The sequence below is a fragment of the Blautia sp. St.27G3 genome (genome assembly GCF_059728505.1).
In genome coordinates this window covers 311547-333683 of record NZ_BAAGFO010000002.1, presented here as the reverse complement: position 1 = coordinate 333683, position 22137 = coordinate 311547, and the positions used below count along the sequence as shown (strand labels likewise).

At 47.8% G+C, this 22137-nt stretch carries 24 protein-coding genes; all 24 read left to right on the top strand.

What is annotated here, in order from left to right:
* Window positions 1-2: 2 nt before the first annotated feature.
* On the top strand, window positions 3-1193 hold the full coding sequence (locus AC6I2O_RS11195) for a peptidoglycan-binding protein (protein ID WP_497742669.1): 1191 nt from the start codon (window positions 3-5) through the stop codon (window positions 1191-1193).
* 440 nt (window positions 1194-1633) lie between these two features.
* Window positions 1634-2968 carry an IS110 family RNA-guided transposase gene (locus tag AC6I2O_RS11190; protein WP_120393879.1) on the top strand — a complete coding sequence of 445 codons (1335 nt, stop codon included), beginning with the start codon at window positions 1634-1636 and terminating at the stop codon, window positions 2966-2968.
* 426 nt (window positions 2969-3394) lie between these two features.
* Window positions 3395-3541, top strand: coding sequence for a hypothetical protein (locus AC6I2O_RS11185; RefSeq protein WP_497742668.1), 147 nt, complete (start codon window positions 3395-3397; stop codon window positions 3539-3541).
* Between the two features lie 70 nt (window positions 3542-3611).
* Window positions 3612-4559, top strand: a complete 948-nt coding sequence (locus AC6I2O_RS11180; RefSeq protein ID WP_120392171.1) for an L-lactate dehydrogenase — start codon at window positions 3612-3614, stop codon at window positions 4557-4559.
* 24 nt (window positions 4560-4583) lie between these two features.
* On the top strand, window positions 4584-5381 hold the full coding sequence (locus tag AC6I2O_RS11175) for a CoB--CoM heterodisulfide reductase iron-sulfur subunit B family protein (protein ID WP_120392170.1): 798 nt from the start codon (window positions 4584-4586) through the stop codon (window positions 5379-5381).
* Window positions 5378-5767 (top strand): 4Fe-4S dicluster domain-containing protein, encoded by a 390-nt coding sequence (locus AC6I2O_RS11170; RefSeq protein ID WP_120392169.1) that lies wholly within the window; start codon window positions 5378-5380, stop codon window positions 5765-5767. Before AC6I2O_RS11175 ends, AC6I2O_RS11170 begins: the two co-directional genes overlap by 4 nt.
* Window positions 5768-5770: 3 nt before the next feature.
* On the top strand, window positions 5771-7759 hold the full coding sequence (locus tag AC6I2O_RS11165; RefSeq protein ID WP_120392168.1) for a CoB--CoM heterodisulfide reductase iron-sulfur subunit A family protein: 1989 nt from the start codon (window positions 5771-5773) through the stop codon (window positions 7757-7759).
* The gene (locus AC6I2O_RS11160; protein WP_120392167.1) at window positions 7750-8193 is read left to right on the top strand and encodes a hydrogenase iron-sulfur subunit; all 444 of its coding nucleotides are present in this window, start codon (window positions 7750-7752) and stop codon (window positions 8191-8193) included. The genes AC6I2O_RS11165 and AC6I2O_RS11160 overlap by 10 nt, the downstream gene beginning before the upstream one ends.
* The gene (locus tag AC6I2O_RS11155) at window positions 8181-9155 is read left to right on the top strand and encodes a 4Fe-4S dicluster domain-containing protein (RefSeq protein ID WP_120392166.1); all 975 of its coding nucleotides are present in this window, start codon (window positions 8181-8183) and stop codon (window positions 9153-9155) included. The genes AC6I2O_RS11160 and AC6I2O_RS11155 overlap by 13 nt, the downstream gene beginning before the upstream one ends.
* 3 nt (window positions 9156-9158) lie before the next feature.
* A complete protein-coding gene (locus tag AC6I2O_RS11150) occupies window positions 9159-10202 on the top strand; it encodes a 4Fe-4S dicluster domain-containing protein (protein WP_497742667.1) in 1044 nt (347 codons plus the stop codon).
* The gene (locus tag AC6I2O_RS11145; protein ID WP_120392164.1) at window positions 10199-11053 is read left to right on the top strand and encodes an FAD/NAD(P)-binding protein; all 855 of its coding nucleotides are present in this window, start codon (window positions 10199-10201) and stop codon (window positions 11051-11053) included. The genes AC6I2O_RS11150 and AC6I2O_RS11145 overlap by 4 nt, the downstream gene beginning before the upstream one ends.
* 174 nt (window positions 11054-11227) lie before the next feature.
* Window positions 11228-11902 carry a 2Fe-2S iron-sulfur cluster-binding protein gene (locus tag AC6I2O_RS11140; protein WP_120392163.1) on the top strand — a complete coding sequence of 225 codons (675 nt, stop codon included), beginning with the start codon at window positions 11228-11230 and terminating at the stop codon, window positions 11900-11902.
* 12 nt (window positions 11903-11914) lie between these two features.
* Window positions 11915-13516, top strand: a complete 1602-nt coding sequence (locus AC6I2O_RS11135) for an FAD-dependent oxidoreductase (RefSeq protein WP_120392162.1) — start codon at window positions 11915-11917, stop codon at window positions 13514-13516.
* 81 nt (window positions 13517-13597) lie between these two features.
* Entirely contained in the window at window positions 13598-14761 is a 1164-nt protein-coding gene (locus AC6I2O_RS11130) for an aspartate-alanine antiporter-like transporter (RefSeq protein ID WP_497742666.1), read from the top strand.
* An 81-nt stretch (window positions 14762-14842) separates the two neighbouring features.
* A complete protein-coding gene (locus AC6I2O_RS11125) occupies window positions 14843-15685 on the top strand; it encodes a fumarate hydratase (RefSeq protein WP_120392161.1) in 843 nt (280 codons plus the stop codon).
* Between the two features lies 1 nt (window position 15686).
* Entirely contained in the window at window positions 15687-16247 is a 561-nt protein-coding gene (locus AC6I2O_RS11120) for a Fe-S-containing hydro-lyase (protein WP_497742665.1), read from the top strand.
* A 6-nt stretch (window positions 16248-16253) separates the two neighbouring features.
* The gene (locus tag AC6I2O_RS11115) at window positions 16254-16958 is read left to right on the top strand and encodes a YoaK family protein (RefSeq protein WP_120392159.1); all 705 of its coding nucleotides are present in this window, start codon (window positions 16254-16256) and stop codon (window positions 16956-16958) included.
* A 78-nt stretch (window positions 16959-17036) separates the two neighbouring features.
* A complete protein-coding gene (locus tag AC6I2O_RS11110) occupies window positions 17037-18545 on the top strand; it encodes a 4Fe-4S dicluster domain-containing protein (protein WP_120392158.1) in 1509 nt (502 codons plus the stop codon).
* Between the two features lie 33 nt (window positions 18546-18578).
* Window positions 18579-19217 carry an ATP-binding cassette domain-containing protein gene (locus AC6I2O_RS11105; RefSeq protein WP_120392157.1) on the top strand — a complete coding sequence of 213 codons (639 nt, stop codon included), beginning with the start codon at window positions 18579-18581 and terminating at the stop codon, window positions 19215-19217.
* Window positions 19218-19307: 90 nt separating this feature from the next.
* On the top strand, window positions 19308-19799 hold the full coding sequence (locus AC6I2O_RS11100; protein WP_120392156.1) for a YceD family protein: 492 nt from the start codon (window positions 19308-19310) through the stop codon (window positions 19797-19799).
* A gap of 3 nt (window positions 19800-19802) precedes the next feature.
* On the top strand, window positions 19803-19988 hold the full coding sequence (rpmF, locus tag AC6I2O_RS11095) for a 50S ribosomal protein L32 (protein ID WP_120392155.1): 186 nt from the start codon (window positions 19803-19805) through the stop codon (window positions 19986-19988).
* 66 nt (window positions 19989-20054) lie between these two features.
* Window positions 20055-20588, top strand: coding sequence for a methylated-DNA--[protein]-cysteine S-methyltransferase (locus tag AC6I2O_RS11090; RefSeq protein ID WP_120392154.1), 534 nt, complete (start codon window positions 20055-20057; stop codon window positions 20586-20588).
* A 115-nt stretch (window positions 20589-20703) separates the two neighbouring features.
* On the top strand, window positions 20704-21396 hold the full coding sequence (locus tag AC6I2O_RS11085; protein ID WP_120392153.1) for a flavodoxin family protein: 693 nt from the start codon (window positions 20704-20706) through the stop codon (window positions 21394-21396).
* Between the two features lie 24 nt (window positions 21397-21420).
* Entirely contained in the window at window positions 21421-21933 is a 513-nt protein-coding gene (locus AC6I2O_RS11080) for a P-loop NTPase family protein (protein WP_497742664.1), read from the top strand.
* Window positions 21934-22137 lie beyond the last annotated feature (204 nt).

Sequence of the window (22137 nt, the reverse complement as noted above, 5' to 3'; positions counted from 1 at the left end):
ATATGAAAAAACGATTTAAACTTTGTGGAATTAAATGTGCGATGTGTTTTGCTGTTTGGATGCTTCCTTTAACAAGTATGGCAGAAGAGATAACTAATATTCAAACAGACGAAAGCAAATACAATGCAATTGCGTTTGGGGATAAGGGAGATCATGTTACAGAAGTTCAAATAAGGCTTAAAGAACTTGGATATTATAATAAGTTGCTTGATGGTGACTATGGAAATGGAATGAAAACTGCGGTTGCATCATTTCAAGCAAGAAATGGGCTGCCTGCGAACGGAGTAGCTGACGAAATAACTATCGAGATGATTTTTTCAGATAATGCAATTCATGCCCCAGAACTTCCAGATCTTTCTATTAGTAATGTGAGATTTGATTCATCTACAGCATATATGGACATTGTTAATAATACGGATGAGACAGTTGATACTATAAAAATGAAGGTGTTAACATATGATGTAGGCGGAAAAATATATGGGACTACAAAAAATTTGTCGAATACAGAGCTTGGCCTTACTGGAAGTTACACAATTGGAAATTTAGCTTTCAAACCGGGACAGAGCGGTGAAACTTTATTAAATATATATGATCTCCTGGACTACAACACAAAATATATCGGTGTATATATAGATGAGTATCATACAACTTCTGGGAACTACTATGCGTATTCCCCAGATCAAGTTTATGTTTATAAAAGTGATAGTTCAATAGAATTTCCTACGGATGAGTCTAAACCAGCAGTAATGAACGAAGAAAAATATTTGTATGCAAATACTGTAAAATTTGGATGTACTACAGGAAAAATAACTGACTGGTTGAGTCCTTTCTATTTATATCATTCCGGAGCATGGATTAGTGATATACGGGAAGGAAGTACATTTGATCTTGCAGGTTTTAAGGTAGATGATGTCATTATTGCATTTGATGATGTTGATGTTTTATCTGGATTTTCTTGGGAATACGTTAAATTGAAGATGCTAGAGGGTAAAAGCGTTAGTGTACATTACTGGCGAAATAATAAAGAATGTACGACTGAAATAGCACTAGATATGAACTTGCCACTTGAAAAAGAAACAGAGAGCTATAATTCACTTGCAGATGAGCTTGAACGTATAATTTCTTTATATGAAAAAGGCGCATTAACAGATGAAGAATATGCAATAGCAAAAGAAAAAATTTTAAGTCTATAGCATAATAGATATTTACTGGCAGGAGCATAGAGTTTCTTCTGTACGGAATTGAATCAACGTATTTGACATAATGTTTCCTCCTAGTATAATAATGATATAGCTACAAGAGCTATAGAGTTAATAAGTTACAAGGTCATATCTGATGAATAACAGAAGGAGAATTCCCTCTCCATCAGAAGTTATAAACATTTACCGTGTCTGAGGTTTCCTTAATGCACCAGACAAAATATAGAGGTATAATCACCGAGGCAGGATCATTGACGTTTCCTCCTTGGGAACCAGCAGAGCCTCTGCTGGCGAAACCTTAAGATAAGTCTGTCAGTCCATTCGGTGGTGATTTATGTTTTGGCTGGTTGGGAGGCCTCAGGCTATACCTGTATAAGCCGCTAGGTTGTGTATCCGCCTTTTGGAATTGGATGCCTGCCGGAAAGGATAAAAACATGCAATACCAAAAAGTACTTAAGATGCTTGAAAACACTCCCTATCTCTCAGTCGGGCTTGATGTCGGGGCAGACTTCACCTGGATGTCCATCATGCTCCCTAATAGCACGCTTACCGGGAAACCTTTCAAGATCGTTCATTCCGATCCCCAGTCCCGGGAGCTTGCCGTCACAAAAATAAAGGAAGCACAAAAGGCGTATTCTCTTGAAAGCCGCTGCTTCCTTGAGTCCACCGGGATCTACCACATCCCGCTCCTGTGCTTCCTTCGCGATAAGGGTTTTGACTGCTCGGTCATTAATCCTATCATTACTAAGAATAGCACAAACATGAACGTAAGAAAACTGCATAATGATAAATTTGATTCTAAAAAAGCTGCCAAAGTAGGGCTGGATGCTTCCCTGAAGACTTCCGTCATTCCGGATGATGAGGTCATTGACCTGCGCAACCTGGTACGGGACTATTATTACTTCAAGGACCTGCAGTCCGCTGTCATCCTGAAGCTCACGGCGGAACTGAAAGTATCTTTCCCCGCATACCGAAAGGTGTTCAGTAAGGTCACCACCCAGACTTCTTTAAAACTTCTGGATGCGTATCCCCTTGCACAGGAGCTTCTCGCCGCACCAAAGGAGACGGTGGTGGAAATGATCCGTTCCACAGCACGCTTCGGGGAAAAGTACGCCCTGGCAAAATATGACGCCCTGCATGACGCCGCAGAGGATGCAGCTGTTTTCGGGCGTGCCCTTCAAAGCAACGCCCTCCGGATCCGGCTATATATAAAACTCTACCGGGAATACCAGGAGCATCTGGACAGCATGCTCGAAGAACTGCATAAAGCTGTCGAAAGGCTGGAAGGAACGCCGGTCCGTGGCCGTATCTCCCTCCTCCAGACCCTGCCGGGTGTCGGTTTCCTGAGTGCGGTCGTCCTGATCGCGGAAATGGGCTCCTTTGACCTGTTTTCCTCACCCAAAAAACTTTATGCTTACTTTGGGATGGATCCCGGTGTAAATGATTCCGGCAAGTTCCACGGGGACAGGGTCCATATGTCCAAGCGGGGCTCCAGCCTTGCCAGGCGTATCCTGCATATGGCCGCCATCAACAACCTGAAAGTAGATAAAGCAGCAAATGCGCCCGTGAACCCTGTCATTTATGACTATTACATCCGCAAATGTGCCGGCAAGAAAAAGATCGTTGCCGTTGGGGCTGTCATGCACAAAATCTGTAACACCATTTTTGCCATGCTCCGGGATAATAAGCCTTTTGAACTCATTACACCAGAGGAACACTGCAAACGGTACGCAGCAGAACACTCAGGAACTATGAACGCCGCTGCATGATAGAAGTCGGAATCAACTTTAAAAAATCCCATAACAATTGGGTTTATTAAAGTTACCCTTTTTTAGATCAACTGCTCGAAAAAAAATTTTTAAACATTTTTCAATTTACCTATTGACATTTCTTAGCTGGACTTGATTTTAGTATTTTTATTGCAGCAACTTTCGATTGCAAATGCAATCATTTGATGACACTGTTTTGTCAGACAACGTAGTATCCGGACTATGATGACTGACAAAACGGAATCAGAAGAGACGATCTACAATAACGCATGATCAGGACAGCCCATAGAGGGAACCGATATCAAAGCAAACCCTGTGAAGCCGCCGGTACTTAGAGAGTTCGAGCCGGAGGCGATGAGCGAACTTAGTACCGCTGCGTGCTTGAACCGGAGCGGAAGCGGGTTTGCGGAGGGATCGGTTCCCTCTATGGGCGTACTGAAAATCCCTCATGCTAAAAGTTTCCACCCGGCTATTTTCCTAAAAAAGGCAGCCCGCCTGCATGGATTCAATACAAAATCACGATTCGTCAAAAAAATAACAAAAACAATTGACTTTAAGAAGGGGCAGGAATAAAATATTCCTAATGAAACATTGTTAAAAGTATAACTAATAAAGAGTAACGCACACAGGAAAGGAGAATTTTATGAGCAGTAAAATTACTATTATCGGTGCAGGTAGCGTAGGAGCAACGATCGCATATACACTTTCAAGCAAGGACATCGCTTCTGAGATCGTTTTGATTGATATCAACAAGGGCAAGGCAGAAGGCGAGGTTATGGATATCGAGCAGGGAACTTGCTTCCGCGACCCGATTTCCATTAAGGCCGGAGAGTATGCAGACGCAGCGGGATCTGATATCGTAATTATCACATCAGGCATTGCTAGAAAGCCAGGCCAGACGAGAATTGAACTGACGCAGACAAATGTAAATATTTTGAAGGAAATCACACCGCAGATTGTAAAAGCTGCTCCTGACGCGCTTTACATCATTGTAAGCAATCCGGTAGATATCCTGACGTATGTGTTCACAAAGATTTCAGGACTTCCGGAGCAGCAGATTATCGGTTCCGGTACCATTCTGGATACAGCGCGTCTGAAATGCGGACTTTCCGAGCATTTCCAGATCGCACAGAAGAACATTCACGCATACGTATTTGGTGAGCACGGTGATACGTCCTTTGTACCGTGGAGCGGCGCTTATATTTCCGGTGTCAGTGTGGATGAATACTATCAGCTGATGCAGAAGCAGGGAAGAGATATCGCAGAGCTTGACAAAACGGGCATGGAGGAGTACGTGCGCAAGTCAGGCGGAAAGGTAATTGCAAACAAGGGAGCTACGTTCTACGCGGTATCTACCGCTGTATGCAACCTGTGTGAGACGCTTCTCGCAGCTTCGGATTCGATCAAGACGGTTTCCACTATGATGCATGGAGAGTATGGAATCGAAGATGTCTGCCTGAGTACGCTGACGATTGTGGGACCGAAGGGCATCCAGGGCAAGGTGCCGATGCGCATGAATAAAACAGAGATTGAGCGGCTTCAGGCGAGTGCGGATGCGCTGAAGGCAGTCATTGCACAGATTGAACTGTAGGACGCAGGAAAGGATGAAGATACGATGAAGTACAGCTATTATCCGGGGTGCACCCTGAAAAACAAGGCGAAGGCTCTGGACGTGTATGCCAGGGCGTCGGCAAAAGCACTTGGGTTTGAACTGGAAGAAATCAAAGACTGGCAGTGCTGTGGTGGAGTTTATCCGCTTGGCAGTGATGAAATTGCCACGAAGCTTTCTTCCGTGCGTGCTTTGAACGATGCAAAAGAAAAACAGCAGGATCTGGTTACTCTGTGTTCAGCCTGTCATCACGTGATCAAACGCGTAAACGACGATATGAAGCATGTAGAAGATATCCGCACCAGAGCGAATAATTATATGAAGCTTGACGAGCCGTATGCGGGGGAGACGACAGTACTTCATTTCCTGGAAGTGCTCAGAGACCGTGTAGGGTTTGACAAAGTAAAAGAAAAGGTGAAAAATCCGCTGACCGGAAAGAAGATCGGCGCATATTATGGGTGTCTTCTTCTTCGGCCGGGGAAGATTCTTGAGTTTGACAATCCCGAAAATCCGAAGATTATGGAAGATTTTATTCGTGCGCTTGGCGCAGAGCCGGTAATCTATCCGTATCGCAACGAGTGCTGCGGCGGCTATATTTCCTTAAAAGAAAAAGAGATGTCCGGCAATATGTGCAATAAGATCATGGAGAGCGCGGAGGGCTTTGGTGCAGATCTGCTGATCACTGCCTGTCCGCTCTGTCTGTACAATCTGAATGCCAGCACGCAGGAAGGTCTTCCGGTTTACTATTTTACAGAACTTCTGGCTGAAGCACTGGGAGTAAAAGAGGAGGTGGAAGAGGCATGAGTAAGGAAAAAAAGCAGGCAGAGCTGATTCGGGAAATCAGCGGCGCAAATCCTTTGAAATGCATGAAATGCGGGAAATGTTCTGCAACGTGTCCGGCTTATGCTGAGATGGATATTAAGCCTCACCAGTTCGTATCCTATGTGGCGAATGAAGATATAGAAGCACTGGTACAGTCCAAATCCCTGTGGAAATGTCTCTCCTGTTTTGCCTGTGTGGAGCGTTGTCCGAGAGACGTACAGCCCGGAAAGCTGATTGATGCGGCCAGACAGGTGGTTGTACGCCAGCGGGGAGAAAATTACCTGAAAGCTGATGAAATTCCGGAGCTTTTGGACCCAGAGCTTCCGCAGCAGCTTTTAGTCAGTGCATTCAGAAGATACAGGAGGTAAGCGATGCAGAGAATAGGAGTATTTGTCTGTCATTGCGGGAGTAATATCGCAGCAACGGTAGACGTAAAAAAGGTAGCCGAGATGGCGCTCCTGGAGCCAGGGGTGGTTCATGCAGAAGATTACCAGTATATGTGCTCAGAAGCAGGCCAGGAGAAAATTATAGAGGCAATCCGTGAAAAGAATTTGACGGGTGTTGTCGTGTGTTCCTGCTCACCGCGTATGCATGAGACGACATTTCGCAAGGCAGCGGAAAAGGCCGGTCTGAATCCATATATGGTAGAGATCGCAAATATCCGCGAGCATTGTTCCTGGATTCACAAGGATATGGAGGAGGCAACGAAAAAGGCCGTTATCCTTACGCGGGCAGCGATCGCAAAAGTGAATTTGAACACACCGTTGAAGCCGGGCGAGAGCCGTGTGACGAAGCGTGCGCTGGTGATCGGAGGCGGAATTGCCGGGATTCAGACAGCGCTGGATATTGCGGATGCAGGGTATGAGGTGGATATTGTGGAGCGGGAGCCGAGTATCGGTGGCAGAATGTCGCAGCTTGACAAGACATTCCCGACGCTGGACTGTTCGGCCTGTATTCTGACGCCGAAGATGGTGGAAGCTTCTGCGCATGAAAAGATTAATATTTATACATATAGTGAAGTCGAAAAGGTAAGCGGTTTCGTGGGTGATTTCACCGTGGATATCCGCAAAAAGGCGCGGTACGTGGATATGGACAAATGTACAGGCTGTGGTGTCTGTCAGGAAAAATGTCCGTCCAAGAAAGCGCCGAGTGAGTTTAACCGCGGCCTGAATACAAGGAGCGCGATTTATACACCGTTTGCACAGGCAATTCCAAACGTGCCGGTGATTGATACGAACAGCTGCATCAAATTTAAGACCGGAAAATGCGGCGTATGTTCCAAAGTGTGCCAGGCAGGCGCGATTGATTATACGCAAAAGGACGAGATTGTATCGCAGAAATACGGCGCGATTGTTGTGGCTACGGGCTTTGATACGATTAAGCTGGACAATTATGACGAGTACGCGTACAGCCAGAGCAAGGATGTGATTACGTCGCTGGAGCTGGAGCGTATTATGAATGCAGCCGGTCCGACAAAGGGGCATCTGGAGCGTCTTTCGGACGGAAAAGCGCCGAAGGAAATGGTATTTATTCAGTGCGTGGGCAGCCGGTGCGCAGATGACAGAGGGAAGCCATACTGTTCCAAAATCTGCTGCATGTATACGGCAAAGCATGCAATGCTGATCCGCGATAAATATCCGGATGTCAATGTGACGGTATTTTATATTGATGTGCGTACGCCGGGCAAGAACTTCGACGAGTTTTACCGCAGGGCAGTTGAGCAGTACGGCGTGAACTACATCAAAGGCCAGGTCGGCAAGGTGATTCCGCAGCCAAATGGCAAGCTGCTTGTCCAGGGCTCTGATCTTCTGGACAACCGCCAGATTTTGAAGGAAGCGGATATGGTGGTTCTCGCCACAGCGATTGAGCCGAACGAAGGCGTGCGGAAGATCGCAACCATGCTGACGGCAAGTATTGATACGAACAATTTCCTGACAGAGGCGCATGCAAAACTGCGTCCGGTCGAGTCTCCGACAGCGGGAATTTTCCTGTCAGGCGTCTGCCAGGGGCCGAAGGACATTCCGGAGACGGTAGCGCAGGCAGGTGCGGCGGCGGTCAAGGCGATTGGGCTTCTGGCAAAGGATAAGCTGTTGACCAACCCGTGTACGGCACAGTCCGATGAGCTGCTGTGTAACGGCTGCTCGACCTGTGCGAATGTATGTCCGTACGGTGCGATCAGCTATGAAGAAAAAGAGATAAACGACCATGGAATCCGTGAGACGCGCCGCATAGCGGTAGTGAACAGCGCACTGTGTCAGGGATGCGGTGCATGTACCGTGACCTGCCCGTCCGGTGCTATGGACCTGCAGGGATTCTCGAACAGACAGATTCTGGCGGAGGTAGATGCAATATGTCGATAGAAGCAAAAGAAGAATTCAGACCAAAGATCGTGGCATTCTGCTGTAACTGGTGCAGCTACGCTGGCGCAGACCTGGCGGGAAGCAGCCGTCTCGGTTATCCGGCGGATGTGAAGATTATCCGTGTTCCGTGTTCCTGTCGTGTCAATCCGATGTTCATCCTGCGCGCATTTGAAAAGGGCGCGGACGGGGTAATCATGTGTGGTTGCCATCCGGGCGACTGCCATTACAGTACGGGAAATTATTATGCGAGAAGACGTATGACGTTGCTGTTCTCCATGCTGGATTATATCGGCGTGGAAAACGGACGTACGCGTGTGGAATGGGTATCTGCGGCAGAGGGTGTGAAATTCTCCACAACGATGAATGAGTTTGTTGAGAAAATCCATTCCCTTGGCAAAAATGTGAGATTGGGGGATTTGAGATGCAGGAACTAATCAAACGTGCAAAAGAACTGCTGGAAAACGGGACCGTCGCACGTGTGCTCGGCTGGAAGGCCGGAGATCTGCCGTACAATCCCGAACCGGCGTACTTTGATAGTACTGAGAGCCTTGCAGATTTCGTTTACAACGGATTCTGCGGAGCGAATTTAAGCAAATATATGATTGAGGCTTCCAAACTGGAGGGTAAAACTCTTGTCTGTCTGAAGCCATGTGATACATACAGCTTTAACCAGCTTTTAAAAGAACACCGCATTGACCGCGACAAAGCTTATGTGATCGGCGTGGGCTGCAAAGGAAAGCTGGATATTGAGCGAATCAGAAAGATGGGAATCAAGGGAATCGAGCAGATTTCCGGAGCAGAGATGGAGGATGAGGCCGATACTCTGACCGTTTCCACCATTTACGGGGAAAAGAGCTGCAAGTATGCGGACGCGATGCTGGAGCGCTGTCATGTATGCAAAGGAAAAGAGCATCAGGTGTATGATGAATTGATCGGAGAGTCAAAGGAAACAAAGGATGCGGACCGTTTTGCAGAGGTTGCGCGTATTGAGACAATGACTCCGGAAGAAAAGTTTGCATTTTTCCAGAAAGAATTGAGCAAATGTATTCGCTGCAATGCGTGCCGCAACGTCTGTCCGGCGTGCAGCTGCCGCAAATGTGTGTTTGACAGTAACAAGTTCGACAGCGCGCAGAAAGCAAATGTAGATTCTTTTGAGGAGAAAATGTTCCATATCATCCGTGCGTTCCATGTGGCGGGAAGGTGCACGGACTGCGGCGAATGCAGCAGAGTATGCCCTCAGGGCATTCCGCTTCATCTGTTCAACCGGAAATTCATCAAGGATATCGACGAGTTTTACGGGGAATATCAGGCCGGTATGGATATCAATGCGCAGTCGCCGCTGACGGATTTTACGTTTGACGATGTAGAACCCGGTATCGTGGGAGAAAGGGGATAATGGATGTATAAGATAGCAAAAGAAAATCTGACGGCATTATTCCGGTTGATTGCCGGGGCGCAGGAACTGTATCTGCCGGTAAAGACGGCTGAACAGGTGAATTTCGGCGTGTGGAGTGAGGATGCTGAGGTGAATCTGGATACCTTGAAGAGTGTCAAATCCCCGAAGGATGCGTTTTTCCCGCAGAGTGAAAATCTGTATACCTGCCGGAAGGACGGAAAAAAGATTTCGATAGAGCCGGAAGCATTAAAAGAACAGAATTTTGTCATTTTCGGTATGAAAGCGTGTGACGTCAGAGGCGTTGAGGTGTTGGATAAAGTATTTCTGGCAGATCCGATTGACACGTTTTATGCCGCAAGACGTGATCATGGCACGATCGTCGCAATGGCGTGTCATGAGCCGGAGGAAAGTTGCTTTTGTAAGGTGTTCGGGATTGACTGTGCAGAGCCGGTAGCGGATGTGGCAACATGGATGGTGTCGGATCAGCTGTACTGGAAGCCTTTGACGGAAAAGGGAGAAGCGCTGACAAAGACAGTAGAGAGTGTTCTGGAAGCTGCGGATGACGCAGATGAAAAGAAAGTGGAAGAGGAACAATCTGCGATTCGCGGTATTGTGGAAAAACTGCCGTATTCGAATCTCTCTTTGGAAGGATGGAACGGGGATGTTCTGACAGAAAAATTTGATTCCGCTCTCTGGGAAGAGCTTTATAAGCCATGTCTGGCGTGCGGAACGTGTACGTTTGTCTGTCCGACGTGTCAGTGTTATGACATCAAGGATTACGATACGGGACACGGTGTGCAGCGCTACCGTTGCTGGGATTCCTGCATGTATTCTGATTTCACGATGATGGCGCACGGCAATAACCGTACGAGTCAGATGCAGCGGTTCCGCCAGAGATTTATGCATAAGCTTGTGTATTTCCCGGCCAACAATGACGGCATGTATTCCTGCGTCGGCTGCGGCCGCTGCGTGGAGAAATGCCCGGCAGCCTTAAATATTGTAAAGGTGATCAAAGCCTTTGAGAAACAGGGAGGTGAAAAGGCATGAGTGAATGTACCTGTCATAAAAATTATACCTTAGATACCTTGATTCCGCAGGTAGGCGTGATTACCGATATCCGCCAGGAGACGCCGGACGTAAAGACTTTCCGTGTCAATGCGCCGGAAGGCGGCAAGCTTTTTGAACATATGCCCGGGCAGTGCGCGATGGTATGCGCTCCGGGCGTCAGCGAAGGTATGTTTTCGATTACCTCATCTCCGACCAATAAAGAGTACCAGGAATTTAGTATCAAGAAATGCGGTGTGCTGACGGATTATCTGCACAGCCTTCAGGTGGGGGATGAGATTACCGTCAGAGGGCCGTATGGCAACAATTTTCCGGTAGATACGGAATTAAAAGGAAAGAACCTGCTGTTTATCGCAGGAGGTATCGGTCTTGCGCCGCTTCGTTCCGTCATCAATTATGTGCTTGATAACCGGGCGGATTATGGCACCGTGGATATTCTGTACGGCTCCAGATCGGCAGATGATCTGGTTCAGTTAAAGGAAATCCAGGAAGTATGGATGAAGACGGAAGGGGTAAACGTTTATCTTACAATCGACCGCGAGCAGGAAGGATGGGACGGCCATGTGGGCTTTGTTCCGAACTATCTGAAGGAAGTAGGCTTTGATACAGACAAAACCGCTCTGGTATGCGGACCGCCGATCATGATCAAATTTGTGTTGGCTGCTCTGGAAGAAATGGGATTTTCCAAAGAGCAGGTCTATACAACGCTGGAGCTTCGCATGAAATGCGGAATCGGAAAATGTGGCCGCTGCAATATCGGCTCCAAGTACGTATGTAAGGACGGACCTGTATTCCGATGCGATGAGATTGACGAGTTGCCGAATGAGTATTGATATGCATGAGCAGTGCAGCGGACGATAGAAACTTCAGACGGATGCTTGCATACGGATGAAAGTTTGTATCGTCCGCTATAGGGCGAAGCCCTCAAGCGAAATGGAGCGAAGCGGAATAGAGCTTGGCACTGCGGAGTAAAGTGGATAGTTATAGAAAGGACTGGTACCTGAAAAATGGAAAAAATGGTAAATGTATTTTTTTTCGGTAAGAAGTACAGCGTGCCCGCAGATTTGACGATCATGACAGCGATGGAGTATGCCGGTTATACCTTGAAAAGAGGCTGCGGCTGCCGTCATGGATTTTGTGGGGCATGTGCTACGATTTACAGAATTAAAGGGAAGAATGAGCTAAAAACCTGCCTTGCCTGTCAGACGCAGGTGGAAGAGGGGATGTATGTGGCAAGCATTCCGTTTTTCCCAACCGATAAGAGAACGTATGAGATCGAGGAAATCCGTCCGGATCAGCGTATTATGATGGAGCTGTACCCGGAGATTTACAGCTGTATCGGCTGCAATGCCTGTACCAAAGCGTGTACGCAGGACTTAAATGTTATGCAGTATATTGCATACGCACAGCGCGGAGAATTCGAGAAATGTGCGGAGGAATCCTTTGACTGCGTGAGCTGTGGCTGCTGTTCCGTGCGCTGCCCTGCTGAGATTTCTCATCCGATGGTTGGCCTTCTGGCAAGACGTCTGACCGGAAAATATCTTGCTCCGGAATCAAAGCATTTGAGTCATCGTGTGGAAGAAATCCATGAGGGCGCTTACGATGGACTGATTGAGCAGATTATGCAGAAACCGATCGAAGAAATGCAGGAACTTTATAATACAAGAGAGATTGAGAAATAAGGAGGGATGAACATGTTTACACCGGAAATGCTCGAATCCGTAAAAAAGGTGGAGGCGACGCGTGACGCGCGTATGGGCATGGAGCCAAGACGTATGACCGCCGAGGAGAAGGACACCCTCCTGAAAAAATATCATCCGGATTATCGCCAGGAAGGCTTTACGGAGATCAAGATCGGGCCGAATAAGGGACAGAAGGTACCGGCAGAGCTTGGTCATCTGCTTCATTCCAATAGCCGGATTCTCCATGAAAAAATTGACTTGGATAAGGTAGACTATGATGTGGACGTGCTTGTCATCGGAGGCGGAGGCGCAGGTTCTTCTGCTGCAATCGAGGCCCATGAGGCAGGGGCAAACGTTATGATCGTGACGAAGCTGCGTATCGGCGATGCGAACACGATGATGGCGGAGGGCGGTATTCAGGCTGCTGACAAGGAAAATGACTCGCCGGTGCAGCATTACCTGGATGCCTTTGGAGGCGGTCATTTTGCCGCAAGACCGGAGCTTCTGCGCAGACTCGTTATGGAAGCGCCGGATGCCATTCAGTGGCTGAACAAGCTGGGGGTCATGTTTGACAAGGACGAAGAGGGAAATATGGTGACGACGCACGGCGGCGGAACCTCCCGAAAGAGAATGCATGCGTGCAAGGACTATTCCGGTGCGGAGATTATGCGTACGCTGCGTGATGAAGTGCTGAACCGTCAGATTCCGGTTGTGGAATTTACTTCAGCCGTAGAACTGATCAAGGACGACAAGGGCCAGGTAGCAGGCGCTGTTTTGCTGAACATGGAGACCGGAGACTATATGGTTGCGCGGGCAAAGACCGTGATTATCGCAACAGGAGGAGCCGGACGTCTGCATTATCAGAATTTCCCGACCTCCAATCACTACGGTGCAACGGCAGACGGACTGATTCTGGGCTACCGTGCAGGGGCTCCGCTTCTGTACCAGGATACGATTCAGTACCACCCGACTGGAGTGGCATATCCGTCTCAGATTTACGGCGCGCTGGTGACTGAAAAGGTGCGTTCCCTGGGCGCTATGCTGGTAAATGTAGACGGAGAGGCATTCATGCATCCGTTGGAGACACGTGATGTTGCGGCGGCTTCCATTATTCGGGAGTGCTCGGATCATGGCAAAGGTGTGACGACACCGCTTGGAAGCGGCGTATGGCTGGATACTCCGATGATTGAGCGAATCGGCGGAGAGGGAACGATTGAGAAAAGAATTCCGGCAATGCTTCGTATGTACATGAATTATGGAATCGACATGAGAAAGCTTCCGATTCTCATTTATCCGACGCTTCATTACCAGAACGGCGGTCTGGAAATTGGCGGCGAAGGCTTCACAAAAGCGATTGACAACCTTCTTGTTGCCGGTGAGGCAGTGGGCGGAATCCACGGCAGAAACCGTCTGATGGGCAATTCTCTGCTGGATATCATTGTATTCGGAAGAAATGCCGGAAAAGCGGCAGCGGCAAAAGCGAAGGACACAGAACTTGGCAAAATGAACCTTGACCATCTTGAGGCATATTCAAAAGAGCTGGAAGAGGCAGGTATTGCATCCGATGATATTTCACCGCTTCTGCTTCCGAAATATGCTCGGCACGAACGCTGATCAGCTGTCTTACCAGGACAGGCAAAGCTTGTCTGAGGTAAGCGGAGCCGTATAAAGCAGGCTTTTTTCAAGGAGGGAGAAATGGTAATTGTGGAGTGGTTCCGGGAAAATATAATGAGCAATACACTAATGATGGTGTTTTTGATTGCCGTGATCGGGTATCTGGTGGGAAGTATCCGGATTAAGGGACTGGAGCTTGGAACTGCAGGTATTCTGTTGGTAGCTCTGGTATTCGGGCATTTTGGGGTGGAAATTCCATCCCTGGTGCGTGAGCTTGGCCTGATCTGTTTTGTGACTTCCGTCGGTTTTATTGCGGGACCAAAGTTTTTCCGGAATTTTAAAGTAAATGCGAAATCTTATATTTTATTAGGTATTATCATTATTGCGTCCGGTGCGTTAACGTGTGCAATGATCATTAAGGTGTTTGGAATTCCGACCGACATCAGTACAGGAATGATGGCAGGAGCGCTGACGAGTACGCCGGGACTCGCAGCAGCACTGGAGGCGACCGGCTCGGATGCCGCTTCTGTTGGTTACGGCATCGCCTATCCGTTTGGCGTTGTGGGTGTCGTACTTTTTGTACAGCTGATTCCGAAGCTTCTGAACACAGATATGGCTGCGGAGCGGGCAAGCTTTGAGGCGGCAGCCAATGTGCAGGTAGAGGACTATCACAAGACGAAAAAGGAAGAGCTGTTTTATGCGGACAGTATGGGATTTTTCCCGTTTTCTCTTGCGATTGCGCTTGGCATAGTGCTGGCAAAGATCGAGATTCAGCTTCCGGGCGGCGGTGTGTTTGCCCTTGGAACATCAGGCGGTCCGCTGATTGCAGGATTGATTCTGGGACACTTCGGGCATATCGGAAAGCTGAGTGTGAAGGTGGAAAAGCATATCCTGGAATGTCTGCGGGAATTCGGGCTTGCGCTGTTTCTGCTTGGCGCGGGTGCACAGGCAGGTGCAGGGTTCCTTGACATCCTGAAGGAGCATGGAGCGCTGCTGTTTGTCTATGGCGCACTTATGACACTGATTCCTATGCTGCTTGGTTATGTCTTTGCCGTAAAAGTTCTGAAGCTGAGTCTCTTTAATGCACTTGGCTCGATCTGCGGCGGCATGACAAGTACTCCTGCGCTCGGCACGCTGATTCGTGTGACGGAGACGGATGACGTGGCCTCCGCTTATGCGGCTACGTATCCGGTTGCTTTGGTTATGGTAGTGCTGGGGTGTCAGTTTATCGGGATATTTCTGTAGTTTATAGAAGGAGATCGTGCGGTTGCTATCCGAAGATCATTGTGTTATAGTAAGGAAAAGGGATTCAGGAGGTAATATACCATGCGTGAGATTCAGGCACAGCAGATTACAGATGTTGTGGAAAAATTATGCATTGAGGCAAATCAGTATCTTCCTGCCGATGTACAGGGCGCGATTCGCAAATGCCGTGCATGTGAGGACTGGGAAATTGCTCAGGGAGTGCTGGACAAGATTATTACGAATTTTGAAATAGCAGAAAATGAGAGCGTTCCGATCTGTCAGGATACCGGAATGGCATGTGTTTTCCTTGAGATCGGTCAGGACGTGCACATTGTGGGAGGAAATCTGGCGGAAGCGGTAGATGAAGGAGTGCGCCGCGGATATGCAAACGGATATCTTCGTAAATCAGTGGTAAAAGATCCAGTGCGCCGTGGGAATACCGGTGACAATACGCCGGCTATGCTTTATACGGAAATTGTTCCGGGCGAGGAGATAAAGGTAACGGTTGGTCCGAAGGGCTTTGGCAGCGAAAATATGAGTATGATCCGTATGTTCAAACCATCGGCAGGACTTCAGGGGATCAAGGATTTCATTCTGGAGGTAGTGGAGAGCGCAGGGCCGAATCCGTGTCCGCCAATGGTGGTAGGTGTTGGCATCGGCGGTACATTCGACAAATGTGCGTTGCTTGCAAAAAAAGCGCTGATGCGGCCGGTCGACTCTTCTAATCCCGATCCCTATTATGCAGATCTTGAGAAGGAAATGTTGGAAAAAATTAATGAGCTTGGTATTGGACCGCAGGGTTTTGGCGGAAAGACGACAGCCATCGGATTGAATATTGAGACGATGCCGACGCATATAGCAGGAATGCCCTGTGCTGTAAATATCAACTGTCATGTGACGCGTCACAAAACGGAGGTGATCTGAGATGGAAAAACATATACAGCTGCCATTGACACCGGAGATTGCAAAATCGCTTCATGCCGGTGACAGTGTCTATCTGACCGGCACGATCTATACTTCCAGAGACGCAGGCCACAAACGGATGTGTGAGGCGCTGGCAAGAGGAGAGGAGCTTCCGTTTGATCCGAAGGATGCTACCATCTATTATGTGGGCCCCACGCCCGCAAAACCGGGACAGGTGATTGGTTCTGCAGGTCCGACCACAAGCGGACGTATGGATGCGTATGCGCCTACCATGATGTCTGTCGGTGCACGTGGAATGATCGGGAAGGGTGCAAGACTTCCGGAGGTGGTCGACGCAATGAAAAAGTACAGCGGTGTTTATTTTGGCGCAATCGGCGGAGCGGGAGCTCTTCTGGCAAAATGTATCAAAAAAGCAGAGCTGATTGCATACGAGGATCTGGGAGCAGAAGCGCTCCGGAAGCTGTACGTGGAGGATATGCCTCTGGTCGTGATTATCGACAGTGAAGGAAATAATCTTTATGAAGAGGGAAAAGCAGCGTATCTTTCAGCAAAAAAGCAGTAGAAAGCAATGCGGTTTTTAAAGGAACAGGCATCGGAATCCTATCTTGTGGGTGTGCTGCTTGCCATAGCAGGAGGATATCTTGATGTATATACATATGTGTGCCGGGGCGGTATCTTTGCAAATGCACAGACCGGAAATATCGTGCTGCTTGGGATCAGTGTGGCAGATCGGAACTGGTCCAAGATCGGTGGGTATATTTACCCGATTCTGGCATTTATGGCGGGAATTCTGGTTGCGGAGCTTGTAAAACGAGGATTTCGTAACCGGGCTGTGATTCACTGGCGTCAGGTAGTACTAGTTCTTGAGATCGCAGTCCTGTGGACGATTGCATTCATACCGTCCGGTGTACATGATTCCGCGGTTAATGTTGCGGTGTCGTTTGTATGTTCCATGCAGGTGGAGGGGTTTCGGACCTTCCATGGGAACAGTACCTACGCGACTACCATGTGTACCGGCAATCTTCGCAGCGCGACAGAGCAGCTTTTCCGGTATAACGTAAGCAGAGACAAACGTGCCATTCGAAAAAGCCTGGAATATTATGGAATTATTCTGTTTTTTATTGCAGGAGCCATAATTGGAACTTTAATTACCAGGAGGTTTCTGGAACGATCGGCGCTGGTGGTCTGTGTGCTGCTGCTGGTGGTGTTTACAATTATGCTGCTGCCGGCAAAGAACCAGCAAAATGAGGAAAAAATGCGCCGTGAGGGATAAAAGTCCCGTGCGGCGTTTTTGTTGAATGATCCTGAACCCTTTGTCGGGTGCAGTATCATTCCTGCAGGAGGGAAGCATATGAGAGGTTTATATTCATCCAAGACGAAAATTCGTCATCAGATTTTTACAGAAATTGCCCGTATGGCGTACGGGGAAGAGCCGCCTTCTGTGATTGAGGAACTGCCTTATAAAATCATTCCGGGGGAGATTGCCTCTTATCGGGAAAGCATTTTTCTGGAACGGGCGGTGGTCGGGGAGCGCCTTCGCGTGGCAATGGGAATGTCCCTGCGCAGGATTTCGGAACACGCACCGATCTCACAGGGGGTGGAATCCAGTGCGATTCAGGAAAAGTTTTATGAGCCGCCACTCATTGATGTGATTAAATTTGCATGTAATTCCTGTCCGGAAAAGGCCGTTCTGGTGACAGAGGGCTGTCAGGGCTGTCTGGAACATCCGTGTATGGAGGTCTGCCCGAAAGGCGCTATTTCCATGAAAAACGGAAAATCCTGTATAGATAAAGAAAAATGTGTAAAATGCGGAAAATGTGCCGATGCCTGTCCATATAATGCGATTATCAAGCAGGAGCGTCCATGCTCCAAGGCATGTGGTATGGGAGCAATAGGCTCAGACGAGTATGGCCGCGCCGAGATTGATCAGGAAAAATGCGTATCGTGCGGCATGTGCCTTGTGAGCTGTCCGTTCAGCGCGATTGTGGATAAGGGACAGATTTATCAGACGATTATGGCTCTGAAAAGTGAAACGCCTGTGTATGCGATTGTGGCTCCGGCTATCGCAGGGCAGTTTGAAGGACTGAAGAATACGCAGATCCGTGCTGCTTTTCAGGCGCTTGGATTTACAGATATCCGCGAGGTGGCGACAGGAGCCGACCTTTGTACCATTCAGGAAGCAAAGGATTTTATGGAAGAAGTGCCGGAGAAGCTTCCGTTTATGGCGACATCGTGCTGCCCGGCATGGTCCATGATGGCGAAGAAGGCATTCCCGCAGCAGGCAAACTGCATTTCCATGGCATTGACGCCGATGGTATTGACAGCCCGTCTGTTGAAGCAGGAGGAGCCGGAATGTAAGATTGTATTTGTGGGACCGTGTGCAGCAAAGAAGCTCGAAGCAAGCAGACGTACCGTGAGAAGCTACGTTGATTTTGTTCTGACCTTTGAAGAGACAGCCGGAATGTTTGCGGCAAAGGAGATTGATTTTGCGGCGCTTCCGGAGGGTGAGCCATTGAACGGTGCAAGTGCAGACGGGCGCGGTTTTGCGGCTAGCGGAGGCGTAGCGGCCGCAGTTGTAAAAGCAATCAAACGTCTGGAACCGAACCGGGAAGTAAAGGTAGTTAGCGCAGACGGACTTCAGAACTGTAAACGAATGCTTCAGCTTGCGAAGGCTGGAAAGTACAATGGCTATCTTCTGGAAGGAATGGCATGTCCGGGAGGTTGTATTGCAGGCGCCGGCACAATTTTGCCTATTAAAAAGTCCGCGGCTTCTCTGGAGAAAATGAAGCAGGAGGCTCTTTTTGAGGATGCACTGGATACGCAGTATGAGAGCTGTCTTCATGAACTGGAAAAACTCTGAAAATAACAGGAAAGTGAGAAGGGAAGGGGTAAGATGCGGATTGAAAATCTGTGTAAACGCTATGATGGCCGGAGTATACTTGACGGTCTTACCCTGGATTTGCCAGACGGCGGCATTTATAGTATAATGGGTGCTTCCGGAGTTGGAAAAACGACGCTTTTGCAAATCCTTCTTGGACTTGTTGAGCCAGAGGAAGGCCAGATTTTCGGACTTTCTGGTAAAAGATTTTCCGCAGTTTTTCAGGAGGACAGGCTGTGTGATTTTTTAACGGCTGCAGAGAATATCATCGCCGTGTGTCCGGGGAGGCACATCCGAAATCATATGGCAATTTCACAGCTCAATGATCGGCTTGCAGAATTATTGCCGGAAGAATCCCTGAGGCAGCCTGTTTCCACTTACAGCAAAGGAATGAAAAGACGGGCAGCCATCGCAAGGGCTGTTTTAACAGATTCGGATATTTTGGTTATGGATGAGCCGTTTTCCGGACTTGATGCAAAGACGAAAAGACAGACGGTAGATTTTTTGCTGCGATACAGACAGGAGCGTACACTGATTTTGACAACACATGATGCCGAAGATGCAGAGCTTCTGGGAGCGGTTAGGATTTGGCTCGGATCGGATGGAGCAGAGGCAGATTTGGAGGAAGCCGCATTGTGTTTTGAACATTTTTGATGCGAAAACAGACGAAAATATGCAAAAAACTGGTTGACAAATCAATATATGGTAGGTATAATTTATGAAGTGTGTTAGGAGGAATCTGCCTTGATAGACCTTACGGAAGTGATTTTATCGGAAGGAAAGGTAATACATCGCGAAGCCGAACTGGGATTGGACGTGTTGTCCTATCGGTTTGGTGATTTTAAGATTGTAGAGAAGTCCCCGGTATCTGTTACAGTAGAGAATATCGGTGACCGGAAGCTGATCTTAAAGGGGGATGTGACGATCAGACTCAGAATTCCCTGTGCACGTTGTCTGAAGCCTGTGGTTTCAGAGATCACAGTTCCGTTTGATATGGAAACGGGTTTGGATGAAAAAGATTATATTGATGGATATAACCTGGATGTGGATCAGCTTGTTCATGATGAGGCGCTTTTATATTGGCCGGAGCGGACGCTCTGCCGTGAAGCATGTAAAGGCATTTGCCCCACCTGTGGACAAAATCTGAATGATGGCTCATGCAATTGCACGCGTACAGATTTGGATCCAAGAATGGCCAAGATCCTTGATATTTTCAGTAATTTTAAGGAGGTGTAATTCATGTCTATCTGTCCAAAAAACAAAACTTCCAAGGCCAGAAGAGACAAGAGAAGAGCAAACTGGAAAATGAGCGCTCCGACTCTTGTAAAGTGCAGTAAATGTGGCGAGCTGATGCTTCCGCATAGAGTCTGCAAGGCTTGTGGAACGTATAATAAGAAAGAAATCATTAAAATGGATGTTGAGTAAAGAATCATAAAATGGGAACTGTCGGAGATCTTCCGGAGTTCCCATTTTGATTTTAAGGAGACTGTTATGCAGTATGTTGGCACCTATCTGGCACCAATTGGAAAAATTTTACTTGCCTGTGATGAAGCAGGACTGACCGGGCTTTGGTTTGAGGGAGCAAAGTATTATGGCCGTGGCCTTGAGCCGACGCGGCAAGAGCTGGAGCATCCGCACATAAAGGCAGCAAGAAAGTGGCTGGACCTCTATTTTTCAGGACAGAGACCGGACCCTGTACCGCCGGTTCACATGCTTGGCACTGTGTTTCGAAGAGAGGTCTGGGAAATACTGTGTGGGATTCCATATGGAGAGGTCATAACGTATGGAGAGATTGCCCGGCTTGTTGCCCGTAAACGGGGAGCAGAGCGGATGTCCGCACAGGCGGTTGGAGGAGCAGTTGGGCATAATCCGATTTCAATTATCATTCCGTGTCACAGAGTTGTGGGGACAAATGGAAGTCTGACAGGCTATGCCGGCGGAATCGACAAAAAGGTATGGCTTTTGAACCATGAAAAAGTTGACATGGGAAAATATTTTATCCCCCAAAAAGGGACTGCTCTGTAAAATCAGATATAGAAAAAGGGTAACTGGCATATAGAAAACTATGGCAAGAAATTTTTATAGAAATTTAATAGAAATAAGGAATGAAAAATCTGATAATTTCTGAGAGGGAGACTGCATGAAGATTACGATAATATATGGACAGAACCACAAAGGTTCTACCTATCACATCGCACGTAAACTAGCAGAGAAATTAAATGGCGAGATCACAGAGTTTTTTCTTCCCCGGGATTTTGACGCATTCTGTCTCGGATGTACGTCTTGTTTTGAAAAATCTGAAACGAGGTGTCCGCACTATGAAAGGCTTCAACCGATTACGGAGGCAATGGATAAATCGGACCTAATCATACTTGCAAGTCCTGTTTATGTGTATCATGCAACGGGAGCAATGAAAGCATTTCTGGACCATTATGGATGGCGCTGGATGGTGCACCGCCCGGAAGAACGGATGTTTTCCAAACAGGCGGTTTGTATTTCTACTGCCGCAGGCGCGGGGATGAAGAGCACCAATAAAGATATGGCGGACAGTCTGTTCTGGTGGGGCATTGCCCGAATTTATACGTATGGAGTTGCAGTGCGGGCAGTCTCCTGGGAACAGGTGGATGGGAAAAAGAAACGGGATATTGAAAAGAAACTTGACGCTCTGGCACAGAAAATCGAGGGAAGACAGGGGAAAATCAGGTCTTCCGTTAAGACGAGAGTCATTTTTAACGTAATGCGTCAAATACAGAAACATGACTGGAATGAAGCTGATGTACAGTACTGGCAGAACAAAGGGTGGACAGGGAAGAAGCGTCCCTGGAAGCATTGAGATTGAGAGAGGACACGTAGCGTTATGCAAAAAGTTATTGTGATTGGAAGTCCTGGCGCCGGAAAAAGTACGTTTGCGCGGAAATTAAGAGATGTTTCTGGGCTTCCGCTGTACTATCTGGATCTGATCTGGCACAGACCGGACCAAACGAATATTTCCAGAGATGAATTTGACATACAGCTTCAAACAATTCTCAGAAAAGAATGCTGGATTGTGGATGGAAATTATCTGCGGACACTCGAAATGCGGCTGAAGGTGTGCGATACCGTTTTTTTGCTTGATTTTCCAGTAGAGGTCTGTCTTTTGGGAGCACAGTCACGTATAGGGTGCAAGAGAGAAGATTTACCGTGGCTTGAGACTGTGTTTGATGAAGAATTCAGACAGTGGATACTTTCCTTTCCTGCGGAACAATTGCCATACATCTATGAACTGTTAAAAAAATACAGGAAAAATAAGCAGATTGTTGTTTTTAAGTCAAGAAAAGAGGCGGATGAATACCTGCAAAACATTGAGAATAAGCAGATAATTTCCTGTTGATTTTTACCAGCAGTTCTAGTATGATATATCAAAAGCTTGCGAAGCAAGCTTTGCAGGTTTCGCGAAGCGAAAGATGCAGAGCTCCGTAAGGAGCGGATATATCAACGAGGAAAAATGAGGAGCATTTTTTCGAGTCTGCTGTGGAGGAGAGAGATGCAGTAGATGAAAGCTTGCGAAGCAAGCTTTGCAGGTTTCGCGAAGCGA